18 protein-coding genes are annotated in these 18,965 nt (G+C 63.1%); 7 read left to right on the top strand and 11 right to left on the bottom strand.

Features of this window, described 5'->3' with window-relative positions; genetic code table 11:
- The first annotated feature begins 116 nt into the window (after nucleotides 1-116).
- Nucleotides 117-995, top strand: coding sequence for a carbohydrate kinase family protein (locus tag IEY38_RS06120; RefSeq protein ID WP_188976233.1), 879 nt, complete (start codon nucleotides 117-119; stop codon nucleotides 993-995).
- Here IEY38_RS06120 and IEY38_RS06115 read toward each other — a convergent pair.
- Together IEY38_RS06115 and IEY38_RS06110 are read right to left on the bottom strand one after the other, a co-directional pair.
- Nucleotides 992-2,008, bottom strand: a complete 1,017-nt coding sequence (locus tag IEY38_RS06115) for a phosphotransferase family protein (RefSeq protein ID WP_188976231.1) — start codon at nucleotides 2,006-2,008, stop codon at nucleotides 992-994. The two genes, IEY38_RS06120 and IEY38_RS06115, sit on opposite strands and share 4 nt — an antisense overlap.
- A gap of 96 nt (nucleotides 2,009-2,104) precedes the next feature.
- A complete protein-coding gene (locus IEY38_RS06110) occupies nucleotides 2,105-3,292 on the bottom strand; it encodes a sensor histidine kinase (RefSeq protein WP_188976228.1) in 1,188 nt (395 codons plus the stop codon).
- 123 nt (nucleotides 3,293-3,415) lie between these two features.
- Here IEY38_RS06110 and IEY38_RS06105 point away from each other — a divergent pair, with 123 nt between their 5' ends.
- Nucleotides 3,416-4,573 carry a dihydropteroate synthase gene (locus IEY38_RS06105; RefSeq protein WP_188976226.1) on the top strand — a complete coding sequence of 386 codons (1,158 nt, stop codon included), beginning with the start codon at nucleotides 3,416-3,418 and terminating at the stop codon, nucleotides 4,571-4,573.
- Between the two features lie 135 nt (nucleotides 4,574-4,708).
- Here the strand turns inward: IEY38_RS06105 and IEY38_RS06100 are convergent, their stop codons facing one another.
- Both IEY38_RS06100 and IEY38_RS06095 read right to left on the bottom strand, forming a co-directional pair.
- A complete protein-coding gene (locus IEY38_RS06100; protein WP_188976224.1) occupies nucleotides 4,709-5,362 on the bottom strand; it encodes a potassium channel family protein in 654 nt (217 codons plus the stop codon).
- 3 nt (nucleotides 5,363-5,365) lie between these two features.
- Nucleotides 5,366-6,820 carry an APC family permease gene (locus IEY38_RS06095; protein WP_188976222.1) on the bottom strand — a complete coding sequence of 485 codons (1,455 nt, stop codon included), beginning with the start codon at nucleotides 6,818-6,820 and terminating at the stop codon, nucleotides 5,366-5,368.
- A gap of 212 nt (nucleotides 6,821-7,032) precedes the next feature.
- On the opposite strand from IEY38_RS06095, the gene IEY38_RS06090 reads away from it, so the two are divergent.
- Complete coding sequence (locus tag IEY38_RS06090; RefSeq protein ID WP_188976220.1) at nucleotides 7,033-7,686, top strand: potassium channel family protein; 654 nt, start codon at nucleotides 7,033-7,035, stop codon at nucleotides 7,684-7,686.
- Nucleotides 7,687-7,932: 246 nt separating this feature from the next.
- On the opposite strand, the gene IEY38_RS06085 is transcribed toward IEY38_RS06090, so the two are convergent.
- Both IEY38_RS06085 and IEY38_RS06080 read right to left on the bottom strand, forming a co-directional pair.
- Nucleotides 7,933-8,613, bottom strand: coding sequence for a haloacid dehalogenase type II (locus IEY38_RS06085; protein WP_188976218.1), 681 nt, complete (start codon nucleotides 8,611-8,613; stop codon nucleotides 7,933-7,935).
- Nucleotides 8,614-8,720: 107 nt separating this feature from the next.
- Nucleotides 8,721-9,053: a DMT family transporter gene (locus IEY38_RS06080; RefSeq protein ID WP_188976216.1), complete on the bottom strand. Its 333-nt coding sequence runs from the start codon at nucleotides 9,051-9,053 to the stop codon at nucleotides 8,721-8,723.
- 247 nt (nucleotides 9,054-9,300) lie between these two features.
- On the opposite strand from IEY38_RS06080, the gene IEY38_RS06075 reads away from it, so the two are divergent.
- Nucleotides 9,301-10,299, top strand: a complete 999-nt coding sequence (locus IEY38_RS06075; protein ID WP_188976214.1) for a TIGR04024 family LLM class F420-dependent oxidoreductase — start codon at nucleotides 9,301-9,303, stop codon at nucleotides 10,297-10,299.
- Nucleotides 10,300-10,314: 15 nt separating this feature from the next.
- On the opposite strand, the gene IEY38_RS06070 is transcribed toward IEY38_RS06075, so the two are convergent.
- Nucleotides 10,315-11,007: a 6-hydroxymethylpterin diphosphokinase MptE-like protein gene (locus tag IEY38_RS06070; protein ID WP_188976212.1), complete on the bottom strand. Its 693-nt coding sequence runs from the start codon at nucleotides 11,005-11,007 to the stop codon at nucleotides 10,315-10,317.
- 330 nt (nucleotides 11,008-11,337) lie between these two features.
- Here IEY38_RS06070 and IEY38_RS06065 point away from each other — a divergent pair, with 330 nt between their 5' ends.
- Complete coding sequence (locus tag IEY38_RS06065; RefSeq protein WP_188976210.1) at nucleotides 11,338-12,798, top strand: alpha,alpha-trehalose-phosphate synthase (UDP-forming); 1,461 nt, start codon at nucleotides 11,338-11,340, stop codon at nucleotides 12,796-12,798.
- Between the two features lie 16 nt (nucleotides 12,799-12,814).
- Here the strand turns inward: IEY38_RS06065 and IEY38_RS06060 are convergent, their stop codons facing one another.
- The gene (locus tag IEY38_RS06060) at nucleotides 12,815-13,657 is read right to left on the bottom strand and encodes a DUF7537 family lipoprotein (RefSeq protein WP_188976208.1); all 843 of its coding nucleotides are present in this window, start codon (nucleotides 13,655-13,657) and stop codon (nucleotides 12,815-12,817) included.
- 174 nt (nucleotides 13,658-13,831) lie between these two features.
- On the opposite strand from IEY38_RS06060, the gene IEY38_RS06055 reads away from it, so the two are divergent.
- A complete protein-coding gene (locus IEY38_RS06055; protein WP_188976206.1) occupies nucleotides 13,832-14,956 on the top strand; it encodes a polymer-forming cytoskeletal protein in 1,125 nt (374 codons plus the stop codon).
- 41 nt (nucleotides 14,957-14,997) lie between these two features.
- On the opposite strand, the gene IEY38_RS06050 is transcribed toward IEY38_RS06055, so the two are convergent.
- Together IEY38_RS06050 and IEY38_RS06045 are read right to left on the bottom strand one after the other, a co-directional pair.
- Nucleotides 14,998-16,077, bottom strand: a complete 1,080-nt coding sequence (locus IEY38_RS06050; RefSeq protein WP_188976203.1) for a dipeptide epimerase — start codon at nucleotides 16,075-16,077, stop codon at nucleotides 14,998-15,000.
- Nucleotides 16,074-17,117 (bottom strand): DUF1611 domain-containing protein, encoded by a 1,044-nt coding sequence (locus IEY38_RS06045; RefSeq protein ID WP_188976200.1) that lies wholly within the window; start codon nucleotides 17,115-17,117, stop codon nucleotides 16,074-16,076. Before IEY38_RS06045 ends, IEY38_RS06050 begins: the two co-directional genes overlap by 4 nt.
- Before the next feature lie 137 nt (nucleotides 17,118-17,254).
- On the opposite strand from IEY38_RS06045, the gene IEY38_RS06040 reads away from it, so the two are divergent.
- The gene (locus tag IEY38_RS06040; RefSeq protein WP_188976198.1) at nucleotides 17,255-18,010 is read left to right on the top strand and encodes a helix-turn-helix domain-containing protein; all 756 of its coding nucleotides are present in this window, start codon (nucleotides 17,255-17,257) and stop codon (nucleotides 18,008-18,010) included.
- A 97-nt stretch (nucleotides 18,011-18,107) separates the two neighbouring features.
- Here IEY38_RS06040 and IEY38_RS06035 read toward each other — a convergent pair whose 3' ends face one another.
- On the bottom strand, nucleotides 18,108-18,860 hold the full coding sequence (locus IEY38_RS06035; protein WP_188976196.1) for an IclR family transcriptional regulator: 753 nt from the start codon (nucleotides 18,858-18,860) through the stop codon (nucleotides 18,108-18,110).
- Nucleotides 18,861-18,965 lie beyond the last annotated feature (105 nt).

Below are 18,965 nucleotides of genomic sequence, written 5' to 3'. Positions count from 1 at the left end.
GGAGGATGCTATCGGGGACCGTTGCCATGTGCAGCGGTCCGTTCCAGTCCATGCTAAATATGCTGCATAGACCGCAGTGGGAAACTGCTATCACAGCGCCCCTCCCAGCGGTGGATATGCGCGTCATCTGTGCCGGCCACGTCAACTGGGACGTGACGCTCCACGTCGACCACCTCCCGGAGCCCGACGGCGAGGGGCGTATCACCGACCGGTCACAGTCTAGCGGGGGGAGTGCATCGAACGCGGCCGTCGCACTGGCCGGGCTTGATGCGGATCCGCTAGTTCTCGGTAGCGTCGGCCGGGACGACCACGGAACCATGGCTCGGCGCGAACTGGCGGCGGCCGGCGTCGAGACGCTACTGGTCGAGTCGGACGAACCGACAGCGGTGAAATATCTCATCGTAGACGAGAACGGCGATGTTGCGGTGCTTGGAAACGACGGGGCCAACGAGGCGTTCTGCGCGTCGGATCTCCCGGTCGAGACCCTGGCCGAGGCGGACCACCTCCATCTGACCGGGCAAGACCCCGCGACAGCTGCGACGCTCGCACGCGATGCCGCGACCGCGGATGTCCCAGTGAGCTTCGACCCCGGCCGACGGCTCCCATACCGCGATTACTCGGCGGTGCTCTCACACGCAGATATCCTGTTTTGCAACGACCGGGAAGCCGACCACGCCGAGGACAGCGGCCTTTTCGACAGAGTGCCGACAGTCGTCGTCAAACACGGGGACTGCGGCGCGACGGCACATATCGACAACCAGACGGTCACAAACGCCGGGTATCCCATAGAATCCGTAGACACTGCAGGGGCGGGTGATGCGTTCGCCGCCGGGTATCTACTCGCTAGTACACAGGGGACCGACCCGGAGCGCGCACTCGCAATCGCCAACGCCTGTGGCGCACTCGCAGCACAGTCACCCGGCGCACAGACGACGCTCGACTGGGAGTCAGTGTGGGAGCTTGTCGACAGCGAGCAATCGCCCGAAACGGCCTAATCCGCCTGTATCTCCTCGACGAGCCGCTCGAACTGCTGGCGGTATTGGGCTTCGGCACGAGCGGCGGCGAGGCCGGACTCATCGGCGAAGGCGGCCTCGAAGCCGGCCATCCGCCACAGGAGCGTCGAGAGCTGATAGAGTGGCCGTCGCTGCTCGTACCCCTCGTCGAACTCCATCGGGCGCATCTCCTGATAGCCCTCTCGGAACACTGTTCGGAGTGAGTCACGCAGTTCCGGATCTTGAAACGACGAGTCGATGAAGAGGAACTCGGTCTGTGCGAGGTTGTACTCCGGCAACGCCGCGAGCACGTCCTGCCAGTCGAGGACAGCCGTGATCGGCGCGTCCGCTGTCTGCTCGAACATCAGGTTCGCCGGCCTGAAATCGTCGTGTACCAGCCGGGGGACGCCGTCCTCGGGTACCATCTCCAGGGCCGGTTCGATACAGTCCCGCGCCCGATCCGTCATGTCCTCGAAGGGTGTCCCGTCGAGGTGAGAGAGGTGGGATCTGGTGAGACTCTCGAAGTACTCCCGCCAGTTGCCCATCCAGTCACTCACGATGATTCGGTCGTCGTGGAGCGTGAGTCGACCGAAGGCCTCAAACCCGATCTCGGAATGCATATCGCCGAGTATCCGACCGGACTGGGCTAGCACCCGCCGTCGGTCCTCGGTCGAAAGCCCGGCGAACTCTTCAGCCAGATTCTCGCCGTGGATGCGTTCGGTGACAAAATACGGCGGCACGTCGGCGTCGGGATCGTCTTCGTAGACGAGGATGCGTGGAACAGGGACGTCAGTCCGGCCGGCGACGAAGTCGTGGAGACAGGGTTCGACGGCGAACGGGACATCGCCCTGTGGCTTGAACTTCACGACCACCTCGTACGCCTCGTCGTTGTGGCGCAGCGTCACCATGTAGACATCACTCTGGTGGCCCCCACCCGGAGTCTCGAACTGGAAGCCCTCGTAATCCGGGCCTGACTCTTTCAGCACGGCTTCGATGTCCTGTTCCGGAGTCTGCACTGACGTACCATATAGTGGGCGAGCAAATAAATCTGTCAATCCCACCACGGACAGCACTGACACCCGGTTCGGATGCTGTCAGTCGCCGTCTCCGCGCTACCAGGAGTGAAACGGTGAGACTGGTTTTGTCCCGTCGGACACTTCGAATCGTGCGCCGCCGGCCCTGCTTTCGGTCACCGAGATGTCCCAGCCGTGGGCGTCAGTGATCTGGGCAACGATAGACAGGCCCAGGCCGTTGTTACTGCCTGAGAAGGCGTCGACCGAGAGAACGTCGTTCAGTTTGTCGGACGGGATACCCGGTCCGTCGTCAGCGACGTAGAAGCCGGTCACGCGGCCCTCGACTCGCTCGTCCTCACTGTCTATCTCGGCTGTCCCGTCGTCGACGAGCGGACCGACCCAGACGGTCACGTCGTCGCCCGCGTGGTCCGCCGCGTTCCGAAAGAGGTTCTCGAACACCTGTTTAAGGCGGTTCTGGTCACCGAACACCGGGGCGGACCCTTCGATCTGCAACGTCGCGTCGTCCGTTCTGGCCATCTCCCATGTCTGTTCGACAATGGTCTCGAGCGAAATGGCGGTTCGGTCTTCGACCGCATACCCCTTCTTTGCGAGGGTCAGCAGGTCGTCGATGAGCGCTTCCATGCGAGCCACACCTTCCTCCGCATCTTCGAGATGGGACAGGTCGCCGGTCTCTCGCACGAGTTCGAGCCGCCCCTCGACAACGTGGAGCGGGTTTCTGAGATCGTGTGAGACGACGCCGATGAACTGTTCCATCCGGTCGCGCTGGATGCGGAGGTCGTGCTCGCGCTCGGCTTTCTGCAGTGCCGCCTGCACGTGCGTCGCATACATCCGGGCGAGTCGAACCGTTTCGCCGTCAAACGTAACGGGAGTAAGCGAGCCGATGTTGATAACGCCGTACTCGGCAAGCGGCAGGATGATCTCGCTGCTGACAGGCGAGTTCTCGTTGTACTGGCGCTGTTCGTCGTCGAGTTTAGAGTACGTCCAAACTTCGTCCTGCTCGAACGCCTCCCACGAGAGACTGTTACCGGGTCTGTAGGTAACCGGCCAGTCGAATACCTCGTCCGCCCGCTCCGTCGACGCCGCCAACTGCAGTTCCGAAGCGTCACTGTCATACAGCCACAGCGCTCCGAGTGGCACGTCGAACACGGACGAAACCCCCGACATTGCGATCTCGCATATCTCACGTTCGGACCCCGCAGCCATCAACTGCTGTGTGACAGTCTCGAACGAATCGAGATCGAATGAGACCGTTAACTCCCCACCCATCCCGTACAAATCATGCAACACTGTATATAAAAATCTGTGTTTCTGTGTCAGTGATACGTTGCTTTGCGTTATCGATCCGCCGATGTCGCGGGACCTTTGTATCCACAGTCCCCAGAGAGCGGTATGCGAACGGTCGAAATCGACGGCCTCCCGGTGGGTGATGGCCACCCGACACGCGTCATGAGCGTGCTGAATATGAGTTCGAACTCCGGGTACAAGCCGAGCGTGTATCTGGACCCCGCAGAAGCCGCCGAGGCTATCGAGGAGAACCTCGTCCCGGCCGGTGCGGACATCATCGACGTCGGCCTGCAGTCGGCCAACCCCAAGTACGAGTCCAAGCCAGTCGAGATGGAGAAAGACCGGCTCGAAGAGGTCGGCCCGCTCGTCGACGAACTCGACGCCGATGTACCGCTGTCACTCGAAACTCGCTACGCCGAAGTGGCGGAAGAAGCCATCGGCTACGGTTTCGACCTCATCAACGACGTGTGTGGGTTCGCCGACCCAGAGATGAAAGGTGTCGTCGAAGACCACGATATGCCGGTCGTCAAGATGGCCAGCCCGCCGGATCTGGCTCGCCCTGGTGCGCTGAAAACTATCGACGACATCTTCGAGGCGCTCCAGCGGGACGGGTTCACGGACAAGACCATCATCGATCCGGCCTTCGGCGGCTGGTACGACGGCAAGGAGTTCGAGGACAACTGGGAGATGTTCCGCCGGCTCCGAGAGTTCCGCGCCTTCGACCGGCCGATGCTAACCGCGACGAACCGCGAGGACTTCCTCGGCGATCTGGCCGACCAGCCCGAGACGGAGAACCAGCTCGCCGTGTCACTGGCCGCGGCGACGATGGAAGTCGAACGCGGCGCACACATCATCCGAACCCACGACACACAGGAAACCCACGATGTGGTCAAAGTGGCCGACGCGCTCGGCGACGAACGGACGACACGACCAGAGACCGACCCCGGCCCCACCGTGGCAGAACTGACCGACGTGTCCCTGCGTGAGGTCGCGCGCCATCAGGCCCTCGGCGAGACGGTGGCCGGCGGCACCGACGACGGCGCGACGCTCACGTTCCTGCTCGGCGACCTGACCGACGACGCCCGCGCGAGCATTCGGGCCGTCGCCGAGGTGACCGACGTGGTAGTAGTCGAGAAAGACAGCGGCAGCCTCTACGTCGGCGGCTCCGCGGCTGCACTGAAAGTCGTCACCGACAGCCTCGCCGAGGACGGGCACCGGGAGCTTGCCGGCGAGCTACGGACCTCGCTGTCACGCCGGGTGTAGGCGTCGCGGCTGGTCCGTACTGCAGCGATTAATTTTCACGCATCCCTGCGTAGCAATCCCGACAGACAGTGGCTGTGTGGGACCGCGTGAATCACGTGGAGAGTTCAGCGAAGGAACAGGGCTGACTGCGGGTCACTACCCGCGCATCAGATTCATGACCTCATCGACGACATCAGGTTCGACGGCGATAACGTAGCGGCTCCCCGGTGTTAGGGTCGTGTCGGCACGGGCGATCCGCTCACCGTTATCGTCGGAGACAACGAGGGCACCCTCGGGAAATCGGACCTCTGTGAGTGCTTTTCCGGCAGCCGGAGCGCCATCAGCGACGCGGACGAGCATGATATCGAGGGAGCCCGTCACGTCGGCAAGCGTCTCGACATCGCTCCCCAGGATTTCGTTTGCTGCCACCCTCGCACCGGCCCGTTCGGGAAAGACCACCGCGTCGACAAATCGGGTGTAGGCCTCACCGGCTGTGCGGTCGATACGCGCGATCGTTCGGATGTCTGGTGTCAACTCCGAAGCAGCTAAACAGACCGCAAGGTTCAGCCCGGATTCACCCGTGAGCGCAGCAATTGCATCCGCTCGCTCGATACCTGCCTGTTCGATGATGTCTGGGTCCGTCGCGTCGCCCTGGATAACCGTCGCGACCCACTGATCGGCGATATCCGAAACTATCCGCTCGTCGCGTTCGATAATCGTCACATCGTGACCGCGGTCGGCAAGTATCTCGGCTGTCTGGAAACCGACGCGGCCGCCGCCTGCGATGATAATGTCGAGTGTTCTTGTCATGAGTTAGTCTTCAGCCTCGGGTGTTATTTCGCTGACGGCAGTCGCTTGCTCGCGGTCTGATTGCTGCTTTATCCGTTTGAGGGCGAAGTACACGACCGCGCCGAGCAAGATCCATGCGACGCTGAGTGCCAGTGCCAGTGGATCTGTCCGGAGCAGGAACTCTATCAATACCCCCGTCAGAATCAGATTGAGTGCAATGCCGATTATCGGCGGTGCCGGGTAGAACGGCATCTCGTATGGCCGATTCATGTTCGGTCGCTCCCGTCGGAGCCTGATGACCGCGACGTTGACGATAATGAACGAGAGCAGGAAGAACAGGCTCGACATATTGCCGGCGCTCTGTGTCGGCAGTGCAACTGAGCCAAGCATCACGACGGCGCTGGTGAGGATAGCAACGAACGGCGTCCCGTAGCGGTGGTGTATCTGGCCAATCGAGGGGAGTAACTGCCCTTCGCGTCCCATCGAGAACGCGACGCGTGACGACGCGATGACGACAGCGTTGAGGGCAGTGAGCGTCGAGAACACAGCGCCAAAGACGATGAGTGCTCCACCGTTCTGGATAATCGGTAACCCGGTCGGCATGAACGACGTCGCTGCCGTGGCGATGCCAGCTTCGCCAGCGTCGGCGAGCCCCTCGGCCCCGAGCGTCCCGATGGCGACTGTTACAACTGCCAGGTAGACGACGACAGTCACGGCGAGGCTGATAAAAATCGCTTTCGGGATGTTTTCCCGTGGGTTCTGTACTTCCTCCGTGACAGTGGTGATAAGGTCGTATCCCTCAAAGGCGATGAAGGTGAGCCCCATCGCCGGCAACACGGCGGCCGCCCCACCGCCCTCCGGAAACAGCGGCTGGAATTCGGCCCCGGAAAACATCGGTGACGTGAGCCCGAACGCGACGAACACGACCAGAATGGAGACTTTGATCATGGTGAAAATCGTCTCGACACTACCGCTAGCAGCCGTCGAGACCGCGTTGAGCGCCACGAGGCCAAGAACTGCGATAAACGCAAGCAAAAACGCCGGTGGGAGCGCTACATCAATGACCGGAACTGCAACGGCACCGACCTGATCTGGTGCCGGGACCACGCCGTAGACGTGTAACAGTTCGAGAAAGTTCGGCGCAAAGCCCAGCGCATACAGTGCTCCCGCGATCATGTAGGCGAACCAGAGCATCCAGCCCATGATGAACGAGGCGAAGTCGTCGAATATCTCCCGCACGAACGCGTAGCCACCGCCGCTCTTCGGAATCGAGGCGGCAAGTTCTGCGTAGGAAAGGCCTGTGAACGCCGTCACGACGCCGTTCAGCGCGAAGACGAGGATCGCGGCTGGCCCAGCGATTTCGGCGGCCAGCCCGGTTAACACGAAAATACCGGCCCCGATCATCGCACCCATCCCGATCATCGTCGCGTCAAGTAGCCCGAGTTCAGCCTCGGGCGACCGCGTCTGGCTCTTACTCATGCATCCTGTTTGTAACTGGCACGCCGTCCATCGTACGCTGTATGTACTCCGTTCGGTCCATTTGAGCACCGGGGTGAATTCTTCTATTGTAAGAACTGTGAGGGGATTTGATAAAAGCTTCTGCCGACTGGCCCCTCAGTATGGTCGACCATGTTCTCAGTCGGCTGGAACTGTCGGGGCATTGAAGATGGCACGTTCTCAACAGTACGCTAATGGCCCGGACAAAGCGATTCATCATCGCCGGCGGCGGACGCGTCGGGAAACAGACCGCCGAGAACCTCGTCGATCAGGGCCACGACGTACTGCTGATCGAGTCCGACGAGGAGCGCGTCGAGGCGCTGTCAGATGCGTATATCGGGCCGGTGATCCACGGGGACGCCACGCGACCGTCGATTCTGCAACAAGCTGACCTGGCCGAGGCCGACGCTATCGCCGCTCTCACTGACGAACCGGGCACGAACCTCGCCATCTGCATGGAGGCCCAACAGTACGCGCCCTCGATTCGAACCATCGCAAGAGCGGAGACGGAGGCGGATCACGAGTACGACGAAGTCGTCGATGCGACGCTGCTACCCGAGTATCTCGGCGGGGACCATGCAGCTGATATACTGACCGGTGAAGACATCCGGACGCTCGTTTATCCGACCGCTGACCTCGATATCATCAAGGTAAGTGTCGCCCCGTCGGCCCCGGTCGCAGGGCGTCGTCTTGATGAGATCGCGCTTCCGTCCGGCAGTCTGCTGATCTCGACGGCCGACCGAACGGAACTCGCAGGAGCGGATACGGTTCTGGAGCCTGACGAGCAGTATATTCTTGCCGTCGAAACCGATGTCGTCGACGAAGTGTTGGATCTCATGCGCGGGTAGCAAGTCGAATTGTCAGTCTGATTGGACGATGGCCTGCTTCGTCGGCTCGTCTCCAGATCTCCCGTGTTTACATTATCGACGACGTGGAGTGTTCGGTCCTGCTGGCGGAGAAACGCCGCGACCGTGGCCTGCTTGAGCGACTGCTTTGAGTAGCTAGTCCGTCTTCCCTGAGACGCTTGCTACGCCGTTTCCTGACTCTCTCGACGAGCCCACCGAACCAGAACTACGAGACGTCTTTTTCGCTCCTCACATCAGTTCGTCGTGAAGGTCGTGGAACGACTCGATAGTGCGGTCCGGATCGCCGGCGAACGAGTCCCACGGGCCGTCATCGCGGTTGACCCAGATACCCTGCATCCCGGCATGCATCGCCCCGTACACGTCGAAATAGCCCGCAGTGACGTGGGCGATTTCCTCGATATCGGTCGCTGTTCGCTCCGCCGCGTGGCGGTACAGTTCGGCCGCCGGCTTGAACGTCCCAATCTCGTCGGCACTGACAGTGTCTTCGAGCAAGCCGCCGATACCGGCGAACTCAACCATGGAGTCGAGCATCTCGGGGTTGCCGTTCGAGACGACATAGAGGTCGTAGCCGGCGTCGTAGAGTTTATTCATCCCGTCACGAACGTCGTCGAACACGTCCAGTTCGTGGTAGACTGCAAGAATCTCGTCGCGCTCTTCCGTCGTGATATCGATGCCGTGGACGTCCAGTGCGTACTGGAGGGCGTCGCGGTTCATCTCGTAGAACGGCTTGTAGGCATCGATCTGGTTGGCGAGGAAGGTGTACGCCAGCGAGCGGGAGCGCCAGAGTCGGGACACCGGTCGGGGGTCGTCCACCCGGTCGGCGAGGGCTTTCTGGGCTGCCTCGACATCGACGATGGTACTGTACGAGTCGAACGTAATCGTCGTGACGCGGTCCGGGTCGAACGGCATAAGCACTCGTAGAACCGGGTGCCTCATATAGCCGGTCGCCGAGTCGGAGGCGCAGCCGTCTGGTACGGGCCCGCTGGGGACCCTGGCCTGTTGTGACCCGCTCCCGCTCAATGCGCAGCCATCTCCGAGAGGACGTTGACACAGTACACGCCGATGATGATAAGCAAGATACCGACGGCACCGGGGAGGTCGATAGGCTCGTCGAACACGACAATCCCGATCGCAGCCACACCGACGATTCCCAGCGCGGCCCAAGTCCCGTAGACGACGCCGATAGGGAGGTCTTCGAGCGTCAACGACACCAGATAGAAGGCCAGACCGTAGCCGACGACGACGCCAAGGCTGGGTAGAGGGCGTGAGAACCCTTCCGAGAGTTTCAGCGACGTTGTCCCGAGCAGTTCGGACACGATAGCGGCTCCGAGGAGGGCATATGGATTCACGGGTTCACTCGTCGAGAATTGTGGACAGATAATATACATTTCGGCTGTTGTCGCGTCGCTAGTACCCCCTGCTGAGACAGTATCGGGCCGGTACCATCCTGTGAATAAACCGCGGACAACGGGCGACACTCCCCCTCTCATGTGGCTTTATCTCCCGTGCGGCCGCACTGCGAGCCATGTCTCAGGCACATACGTTCCAGTCGGCAGGAACAGGGCCGGTCGTTGCTCGACGCGTGGAGGGTGACAGATGACAGCGCGAGACGTGTATCTCCCGGTCGCGGCACAGCCGTCGGTCGACACGCTGGTCGAGATGAGCCAGCAGGCCGAGGACAGTGGCTACGACCGAGTCTGGCTCCCGGAGACGTGGGGACGAGACGCGGTGACGACGCTGACTAGCATCGCCGAGCACACGTCGACAGTCGGTCTCGGCTCCTCGATTCTGAACGTGTACTCGCGGTCGCCGGCGCTGCTCGGCCAGACCGCGGCGACGCTACAGGAAGTCTCGGACGGCCGCTTCCGCGCCGGTGTCGGACCATCCGGGCCAATCGTCATCGAGGGCTGGCACGGCCGTGAGTTCGAGAATCCGCTCAAATACACACGGGAGACCGTCGACATCATGAAACTGGTGCTCTCCGGCGAGACCGTCGACTACGACGGGGACATCTTTTCGCTGTCCGGGTTCCGACTGCGCTGTGAACCGCCCGAACCCGCGCCGCCCGTGGACGCTGGTGGTCTCGGGCCGAAATCAGTCGAACTCGCCGGTCGCTTCGCCGACGGCTGGCACGCGCTGATGCTGACCGCCGACGGCCTCCGGGACCGATTAGAAGACTTCGAGCACGGTGCAGACCTCGGTGACCGCGACCGGGCCGACCAGCGGGTGACGCTGTCGCTGACGTGCTGTGCGATGGACGACCGGGAGCAGGCACGGGAACTGGCCCGTCAGCACGTGGCGTTCTACATCGGCGGGATGGGGACGTTCTACCGCGACGCGCTGGCCCGCCAGGGGTACGAGGACACCGCCTACGAGATCGCAGAGCAGTGGGGGTCGGGCGATAAAGAAGCCGCCGTCGACGCGATCAGTGACGAGCTACTGGATAGCATTGCCGTTGCCGGTACGCCCGAGGAATGTCGCGACCATATCGCACAGTTCGAGGATATCGATGGCGTGGACGCGATCAACATCTCGTTCCCCCGCGCTGCCGAACCGGACACTATCGACACGACCATCGATGTGTTAGCGCCCTGAGTCGGGGCGTCGTTTTCAGTCAGTCGCCACTGGCTCGATGTCGTCGCGTCGGCCGTCGAGCACATCGAAGCGCTCGCCGCGGCGCTGTTCCAGCCAGTGGAGCAGGCGTTCGGCCCAGCGGAGTTTCCGGCGCTTTTCCGCAGTCACGGACGGGTCGTCGAAGTCCCAGCCGGGGAACACCAGAGACCCAGCGCCAAAGTGGTCCGCGAGGAACGCGGCGCGGTCGCCGTCGGTGAAACCGCCGTAGCTGCGGACCGGTGGCGCGGGGGCCGCCTGTGTCGTCGGCACGACGAACTCGCTGTCGTAGGTCGGGATGTATGTCTCCAGCGCCGGGATGTTGTCGCCGTGAGCGTGGGCGACGACCGGTGTCCCAGCAGCTGTCAGTTCCCGCCCGGTGTCGGCGTTCTTGTCCAGATCCGTGACCATACAGTCGACGGTCACACTTTCCGCCCGGAGGCGGTCGGCAGCCGTGGACGCCGCGAAGACCACATCGGCGTCGGCTGCCCGGTTGGCCTCGGATTCGAGGGACGGGCCGGCCCCGGCGACGGCGACCGTTGCACCGTCGAGTCCAAGACTCGCCGGGTCGTACGTCCCGTCGTCACCGAGCAATTCGACAAAGCGGTCACGGGCGCGTTCATCGCCATCACGGGGGTAGCCGAAGTCGTCGAGGATGGCCTCGTACACTGGTTCCCAGATGTGAAATTCCATCTGTTGTTAGACACCACGCAGTGGACGTGCTTCTGTCTTGTTTACCCAGTCAGTCACACGGCTGCCACATCACCAGTGCCCCACAGCGTGGCTGTCGCTATCGGATTTATGTTCAGATAAACCGAGTTGAGCCGAAATGGCACGTCCGTGTACCCCTACCCGGGTGCCCTTTCGGCTTTCACCCCTTTCTTTCGAGGCCTCCGGTATAAGTTTTCTCTTACCGTCAGACATAGATGACAGGACTCCCAGGCGGCGGTGGCCGGTTACACGCTGTAGCTACGCCAACGTCCCACGACAGTCTCAAGATGGGGCAGTCCTTACGGGCGGCAAATGGGCCGGGGAGTGTCAGTAACCGCGCAAGACGGTGCCGTTCCGGACTCGCTGGTGATCGTCTCGAACCGCGAACCGTATAGCCACGAGCGGGACGACGACGGCGAGATACGGGTCCAGTCCGCGGCAGGTGGGCTGACGAGCGCACTCGATCCGGTGATGCAGTCACGGGGTGGCACCTGGGTCGCCTGGGGCAGCGGCGACGCTGACATGGCTGTCGCCGACGAGGGCATCGTCGAAGTACCGCCGTCGGACCCGGCGTACGACCTGAAACGCGTCCCGCTCTCCGACGCGGCGGTACAGGGCTACTACTACGGCTACGCTAACCAGGTGCTCTGGCCGCTCTGCCACGAGGATACAGGTCGGATGTGGGCCGAACCAGCCTACTGGGAACAGTACCGCGCCGTCAACGAGCAGTTCGCCGAGGCCGTCAATGCGGTCACTGATGCGGGCCAACCGGTCTGGTTCCAGGACTATCATCTCGCGCTCGCGCCCAGACTGGTCCGGGAGCGGCGGAGAGATGCGACGCTGTTGCAGTTCTGGCACATCCCCTGGCCTGCGCCGTCGGTGTTTCGGCACTGTCCCCACAGCGACGCGCTCCTCGACGGACTGCTGGCCTGTGATGTGATCGGCTTTCATACGGCGGCGTACGCCGAGCAGTTCCTGCACTGTGTCGAGAGCGCGTTTCCCGCGTCGACTATCGACACGGACAGCGGCACAGTCATCCGCGGCGGTGACAGGACACGAGTCGTCGCGAACCCGCTAGGTATCGATGTCGGTGGTGTTCGGGACCGAGCACGGGCCGCTGACGTGGCCAGTATCCGGGAGACCGTGCTGGGCGGCAGTCGCTCGGACGCGTCCATCCGCCTAGCGCTCGGCGTCGAGCGGCTCGACTACTCGAAGGGTATCCCCGAGCGGATCGAGGCGCTGGGGCACCTCTGGGACCGGCGGCCAGACCTGCGAGGCGAATTTACGTACGTGCAGAAGGCGAGTCGAACGCGAGAGGGTATCGCCGCCTACCGACGGTACCGTGCGGACGTCCTCGATGCCGTCGAACGCGTCAACGACCGCTTCGGGACCGACGACTGGCAGCCCATCGTCTACACTGAAGCCAACCTCGACAACGAGACGCTCGCCGGGCTGTACCGGGCTGCAGAGGTCGCGGTCGTGACGCCCCATCGCGACGGGATGAACCTCGTCGCCCACGAGTACCCGGCAGCCTGTGTCGACGGCGACGGTTCGCTCGTGCTGAGTGAACTGGCCGGCGCGGCGACCCATCTCGACGGCGCGCTAACGGTCAGCCCACACGACATCAACGCGATTGCTGATGCCATCGAGCGGGCGTTGGAACTGGACGAAGCGGAAACACGTGATCGACTGTCGCGTCTTCAGCACGGCGTCGAGGCGCTCGACAGTTCACAGTGGGTCGCCAGGCAGTTCAGCGCCGGGCAGTCGCTGTAGTTTTTCCCGCCGTTCGTCAGTTCTCTGCTTCTGACAGCCAGGCTGGTTCCGCGACGGCGGTGTCGTCGACCTTCGAGACGGAGAGCGACAGCGTCACCGTCACCGGCCGGCCGTCCCGTTCGGTCGTCACGCGGTACTGGAACGACCGGACAACGCCGTCCTCGTCAACGAGAACCGTTGCACTGGCCGAATCCGTCGTCTCGTTGGCCGAGACGTTCGTCGCGACGGCGTCGTCGGCCGTGAAGCCGGTAACGTTGCTCCCGGTCGCTTCGAACCGCGAGACGCTGTCACCGTCGACTGTCTCCGTCCCGGCGTAGGTCCAGTTGATGTCCGATCCGAGCGACTGGAGTAACGAGCGGTCGATGACGCTACTCTCGTTGACCGGCTGGACTTGCCCGTCGTACGGCGGTGATGCGGCGCGGTAGTCCGTCATCTCCTCGTCACCACGGACGAGGACTCGACGCTCGGCGGTGGTCCCGTCGGCCGTATAGGTCGTCGTCACCAGCGTGTCACCGCTGGCCTGGACTAGTTCACCCTGCGCCAGCGACCTGTCGCTCTCACGGTCGATTGCGACCGTCCGATTGATGAACACCGACCGGTTCTCGCCGTCCCGGGCCGTCGAAAGCTGGAACGACAGCGACGTGGTGAACGACGAGTTCGACAGCGTCTCGAAGTGCCCGCGTTCGATGGCCGCCGCGTCGAGCCCGGACGGTCCGGGTGCAGGGCCGTTGGCGTCGGCCGAGGTCGGTGTATCAGGTGTGCCCGTACCCGTTCCAGAGCCGAACAGCCCGCTACAGCCAGCGGATGCTGCCAGCAGCACCACGAGTGCGAGAGAGAGGTGACGGCGTTCGAGTAACATATCGGAGCCACTGTGTCAGCGGCTTAGTTCGTTATGGCCGTTCAGCTGTCACGTTCCACTACCGTCGAGGTTCGATACCGCGCCACCGACTGTGCCACCAGCGCGAAACTGCGGCGATGCCGTTCCCGTCCGACCAGCGTCAGACGCCCGTCATGCACGTCATGAGGGTTTAATATGAACGAAACCGCTATAGCAATCGTGCCTCTCAGCTCCGACCCGCTGTCCGAACTCGACATTCCCGACGGGACGACTGTCGAGGAACACGACCTGGTGACCGACGGTGACGTCATCGTCGGCGGCCAGTCGACCGTGGAGTTCGGCGTGCGCGGGCGGACAGTCATCGCCGACGAGCGAGTCCGCTTTGGCGGCCACATCGAAGCCGAAGGTGACTGTCGGCTCGATATGTGGTGTGACGTCGCGGACAACGTGCTGGTCGGCGAGGACGCCTACATCGGCGAACGGGTACATATCGGCGGCGAACTCCGTGTCGCGGGCGACCTGGATATTGGCGACGACGTGGACATCGAGAACGGATTCGAAGCCAACGGCTGGATCGTCATCCGGAACCCGATGCCGACCATCGTCTTCCTGTTCGTCTACCTCTCGCAACTCCTCCGCATCGGCGAGGAAGACGCGGCTGAAGAGGTGATCGACGAGATGTTAGACGACGGGAGTGACGAACACGACCCGGTTCTGATTCCACGCGGTGCGAGCGTCTCGGACGACGCCTGGCGCGTTTCGACACCGGCGACGGTCGGCGACGACTGCCGGCTCCACGGCAACATCCGCGCGAAGTCACTCGAAGTCGGCCGTGATACGGTCATCTTCGGGAGCCTCCGCGCGAAAGACGATATCGTGGTCGGCCGGGGCACGGAGATCAAAGGGGACGTAACGACCCGCAGCGGCACCGTCCGCGTCGGCCCGGGTGCGAAAATCTGGGGCGACATCTCGGGGACGACTGTCGAACTCCACGAGAACGCGACGGTCGACGGGACGATTCGCACCAGCGAGGAGATGCGGATGCACACCGAGACCGTGCTAGACCGGCCGGACGAATCCGCTGCGGCGATGGCGGAGATGGCCGAATCGCTCGAAGCTGACACTGACACTACGGAGCCAGCGAACGAAGGGAACGATTCAGACGGCAGCGATCCGGCGGCCGATGCAGCAGCCGACGACAGCCCTGCCACTGCGGACAGTGGGGCAACCGACGGCGGCGACGGAGACGGAGCAACAACTGGCAGTGATACTTCGGAAGACGGTCCCGACATCGAAGAGGCGGCGGAGTCCGCGGAGTAACCGCTCGGACGGTATTTTTCGTAGCGAAACGCCACACAGCTTCAGTTTTCAGTCGTGTCACTCACAGCCGACGGTGGCGAAACCCCGTGACCCGGCCCGTCGATATCGATACGTGGACCGAACGACATTGACGGCGGCGTTTCGTCAAGCAACAGGTGGCCATCCAGATCGACGTGGGCGAAGGCACCGAGTCCAGCGGCAAGATGGGCGCTCGTCGCGATGCCGGTTGCGCCTTCGAGCATACAGCCGAGCATGCAGTCGAGTGAGGCGGCCTCGGCGATGTTCACAATTGCTGCTGCCCCGAGGAGCCCCGACTTCCCGAGTTTGGCGTTGATCACGTCGGCAGCCCCGTCGCGAACCACGGCAGTTGCGTCCGCGGGCGTAAACACGGCCTCGTCCGCGGCGACAGGGACCGAGAGTCTGTCGCGCGCCCTCGCGAGGGCGCGGATATCGTCCTTCGGCGTCGGCTGTTCGACCAGAGCGAGATCGACCCCGGTCGCGGTCACTTCGTCGACAAACCGCTCTGTGGCCTTCGGCGTCCAGCCCTGATTCGCGTCCACCGTAATCGTCGCGTCGGGTGCGGCGTCCGCAACCGCAACGGTCCGACCCACGTCGTCGTCGACCGCGCCGCCGGTCTTGACCTTGATGTGGTCGAAGCCCGCAGCCGCGGCGCGCGTGGCTCGTTCGGCTGCCGCGTCAGGCGAGACTATCGGAACGGTGATATCAGTCGTAACGGCGGCCGGCGCGCCACCGAATAACTCCGAGAGCGGGATGCCACGGTCGCGACAGTAGGCGTCGAGCAGCGCCGTCTCGACGGCGAACAGTGCCGAAACCGCTCCGGGCACTGCGGCCCGTAAGTCGCTGACGAGTTCGCGGTAGTCGGCGAGAGCCGCACCCTCAAGCATCGACGTTACCGACCGGGCAGTTGCCACGGCAGCCGCCTGCGTCTCGCCAGTCACCGGCGGCAACGGAGACCCTTCCCCGTGGCCGACAATGCCTGTGTCCGTCTCGACCAGGACGACCAGATTCCGCGCTTTCTCCCGGGTTCCGAGCGAGATTTCGAACGGTTCGCGGAGTTCGTGGTCGAGCGGTTCGACGGAGACGCGGTCGATACGAGTCACAGCGCCTCCAGAACAGCCGAAAGGAGTGTTTTCGGACCGTCGTCGTCGTAGATGTTCGCCGCCGGGAGGCCGGTTCTGGCGGTTTCCGACTCCGGGTCGCCCCAGGTGGAGAGCGCGGCGACTGTCGTCTCCGTGAGGTCGGTAATCGCGCGGCGTTCGGCCTCGACGCCGGCCACCGTAAGGTCATCGAAGTGGGACCGGCCCTCCCGGGAGGGGTCGTCGGCCAGCACGACTGCGTCGGGGGCCGCTCCGTGGAGCAGTCCAAGCGTCACCCCGCCGTATGCGGTGTGCGTGAGGGCGGCCTGCCCTTCGACGAACACGATATCGTGGTCCGCCGCAACGTCGAGCACCATGTCCTCGACGACGCCCGAGACAAAGTCGGCCGGAACCCGGTCGATAACCACACCGCGGTCCGCGCCGACGAGGATGCCGGTCTGTCCCGTCGCGACCCAGCCGGCGTCGAGTCCGGCATCGGTCGCCGCCCGGTACAGTTCGAAGGTCGTCGTTCGCTTCCCCACCGCACAGTCGGTCCCCATCGTCAGGACGACGTCTGCGTCGGCCTCGTCCCCGCGGCCGTCACCGAGCGTCAGATCGGCTACTGTCGGCGGTTTCCGAACGTCGACGAGGTCGACACCGTGTTGCTGTGCGCGCTCGGTCCAGGCTGGACGCTCGCTCAGGAAGACGTGCAGGCCGGAGACAACGTCACAGCCCTGTTCCATCGCGCGCTGGATGGCCTCGACCCAGGCGTCCGGGAGGTCACCGCCGGCGGGCGCGACGCCGATGACAAGGACGGCCGCGTCCGGGGCTCGATCCAGCGCTTCGGTAACGGTCTCGACGACCGGGACATCGTCGGCGTCAGGCCAATCGAGGGCCGCTCCGGCGTTGGGGCTCGGACACGTCGAGTCCACGACGGCCTGCGCGTCGAACAGCTCTCCGTGCATGACGATACCGTTGGCTGTCTTGCCTTCCGGCTCTCCGAATGCCCCCTCTGCGAGTACAACGGCGGGCGTGCCTTCGTCGTATTTTCGCCGCAAGTCCATACTGCTGCACACTGCCGGTGTGACTGACAAACCAGAGCCTTACATGTGTGGCACCCGGTGGGAATACTGGAGGGCACGACCGGTGATGAAACCGAGAACAGGCGAGCGCTATCGCGTCGCAGAACCTAGAGAGAACAGTGGACACTGACAGCTCCGATACGACCGCTGCCCCGTCCAGCGGCGGTCTCCAGTTGACACTCGAACTGGAGCATCCCGACTGCTGGATGCGGGAAGTAACGGCAGCCACCTCGGCCAGACTGCTTGTCAACGCGGCGTATCTGGTCGACGGGAAGGTCAAGGCCCACGTCGTCGCGTACGCTGAGTCAGCGGCCGCGGTCGAGGCGCTCGTCGCGGCGACCCGGGCGTCCGACCACACCCACGCAGTCACCGAAATGGATACCCGTCGTAGCTTCGGCGGAATATCGGCCCCAGTAAACAAAGCGACGAGTACGCTGCTCGTCGAATACGGCCCCGAAGAGAGCATCCACGACGCGCTGGTCTCACACGGATTCATGAATCAGGAGCCGATCCGCATCCGAGATGGGACCGAGTACTGGACGGTCGCTATCGACGAGTCGCGGGCGACGATACAGGAGAAACTCGACGCCGTGTGCGAAGAGAAAGACGCAACGATAACCGTGACACAGATTACGTCCGCGACCACCGGAAGCAAGGAATCCGAGGGATTGGCCGTCCGACAGCTTTCCGACAAGCAGCTCGAAGTGTTCGAACTGGCCCGCAACCGCGGCTATTACGACTACCCGAGAGCGGTAAGCGGGAGCGAGCTAGCCGACGAACTCGGTATCGCGAAGACGACGTTTCACGAACACCTCCGGAAGGTCGAGGCCACGCTTCTCGGTCCAAGAGACACTGACCGGGACGGACGGCAGTAGAGCCTCGCAGCCCGCACTTTGATTTGTCACGTCTGTGGTCACAGAATCGGCCTCACACAGCCGTTCCTCGCTTGCGACGACAGGGCGCGACCGAGCGCTACTGTACCCCGAGTTCCGACTCCAGTTCATCGACAACGTCCTGCAGCATCGATGCGAGTTCCTCGTTCGGCGGCAGCCGATACAGCGGGCCAGAGATGTCTAGTGCGCCGAGGACGCCGCCGTGTGGGGCGGTGACCGGTACGCCGACCGACCGAAGCCCCTCGACGGCTTCCTGATCGTTCACCGAATAGCCGCGCTCGCTCGTGCGTTCGATGTCTTCCTGAAGGGTTTCGCGGTCGGTGATCGTGTACTCCGTCTCTTCGGGCAGTCCCCACCGGTCGAGGATCTCGTTGACTCGGGTTTCCGGCAACGCGGCGAGGATTGCCTTGCCGACTGCCGAGTTGTGCAGGTAGTAGTACCGCCCCACCTGGAACCCTTTCGACGGGACGTTGGCGACGACGTTGAACAGCGTTATCGCTCGTCCGTACTCTTCGACGGCGAACGTGACCTCCTCACCACAGCTATCGGCGAGTTCGTGGGTTTTGCGACGGGCGATCTCGTACCACTCGTTTCGGGTCCGAGCGCCCTCGCCGAGGTGGAACAGCTTCATGCCGAGTCGGTACTGCTCGCCCCGTTTGACCAGATATTCCTGATCCAGCAGTGTCTTGAGGTGAACGTGAATCGTACTCGTCGAGAGGTCCAGCCGGTCCGCAAGCTCACTCATTCGCGCCTCCCCCATCTCGTTTACCGCATCGATGATCGCGAGGGAGGTTTCGGTCGTCTGGAGACGACGACCGCCAGAGCTGTCCATACCACTGTGGACTTGATGCCAATATAAAAAAGTCCGGTCATAATGGAACAGGTTCCGCCGATATTATACTGAATCCCGATAGCCACGCACCACTCAATTATCCAG

The sequence above is a fragment of the Haloarcula sebkhae genome (assembly GCF_014647415.1).
GTDB classification, from domain to species: Archaea; Halobacteriota; Halobacteria; order Halobacteriales; family Haloarculaceae; genus Haloarcula; species Haloarcula sebkhae.
The sequence above is the reverse complement of the archived record's forward strand: the minus strand, read 5'-3'. Positions and strand labels throughout refer to the sequence as shown.

Bases quoted from the DNA above. Each gene is read 5' to 3' on its own strand.
- IEY38_RS06120 (WP_188976233.1), top strand. From the start codon at position 117: ATGCGCGTCATCTGTGCCGGCCACGTCAACTGGGACGTGACGCTCCAC.
- IEY38_RS06110 (WP_188976228.1), bottom strand. From the start codon at position 3,292: ATGGGTGGGGAGTTAACGGTCTCATTCGATCTCGATTCGTTCGAGACT.
- IEY38_RS06105 (WP_188976226.1), top strand. From the start codon at position 3,416: ATGCGAACGGTCGAAATCGACGGCCTCCCGGTGGGTGATGGCCACCCG.
- IEY38_RS06100 (WP_188976224.1), bottom strand. From the start codon at position 5,362: ATGACAAGAACACTCGACATTATCATCGCAGGCGGCGGCCGCGTCGGT.
- IEY38_RS06095 (WP_188976222.1), bottom strand. From the start codon at position 6,820: ATGAGTAAGAGCCAGACGCGGTCGCCCGAGGCTGAACTCGGGCTACTT.
- IEY38_RS06090 (WP_188976220.1), top strand. From the start codon at position 7,033: ATGGCCCGGACAAAGCGATTCATCATCGCCGGCGGCGGACGCGTCGGG.
- IEY38_RS06085 (WP_188976218.1), bottom strand. From the start codon at position 8,613: ATGCCGTTCGACCCGGACCGCGTCACGACGATTACGTTCGACTCGTAC.
- IEY38_RS06075 (WP_188976214.1), top strand. From the start codon at position 9,301: ATGACAGCGCGAGACGTGTATCTCCCGGTCGCGGCACAGCCGTCGGTC.
- IEY38_RS06070 (WP_188976212.1), bottom strand. From the start codon at position 11,007: ATGGAATTTCACATCTGGGAACCAGTGTACGAGGCCATCCTCGACGAC.
- IEY38_RS06065 (WP_188976210.1), top strand. From the start codon at position 11,338: ATGGGCCGGGGAGTGTCAGTAACCGCGCAAGACGGTGCCGTTCCGGAC.
- IEY38_RS06060 (WP_188976208.1), bottom strand. From the start codon at position 13,657: ATGTTACTCGAACGCCGTCACCTCTCTCTCGCACTCGTGGTGCTGCTG.
- IEY38_RS06055 (WP_188976206.1), top strand. From the start codon at position 13,832: ATGAACGAAACCGCTATAGCAATCGTGCCTCTCAGCTCCGACCCGCTG.
- IEY38_RS06045 (WP_188976200.1), bottom strand. From the start codon at position 17,117: ATGGACTTGCGGCGAAAATACGACGAAGGCACGCCCGCCGTTGTACTC.
- IEY38_RS06035 (WP_188976196.1), bottom strand. From the start codon at position 18,860: ATGGACAGCTCTGGCGGTCGTCGTCTCCAGACGACCGAAACCTCCCTC.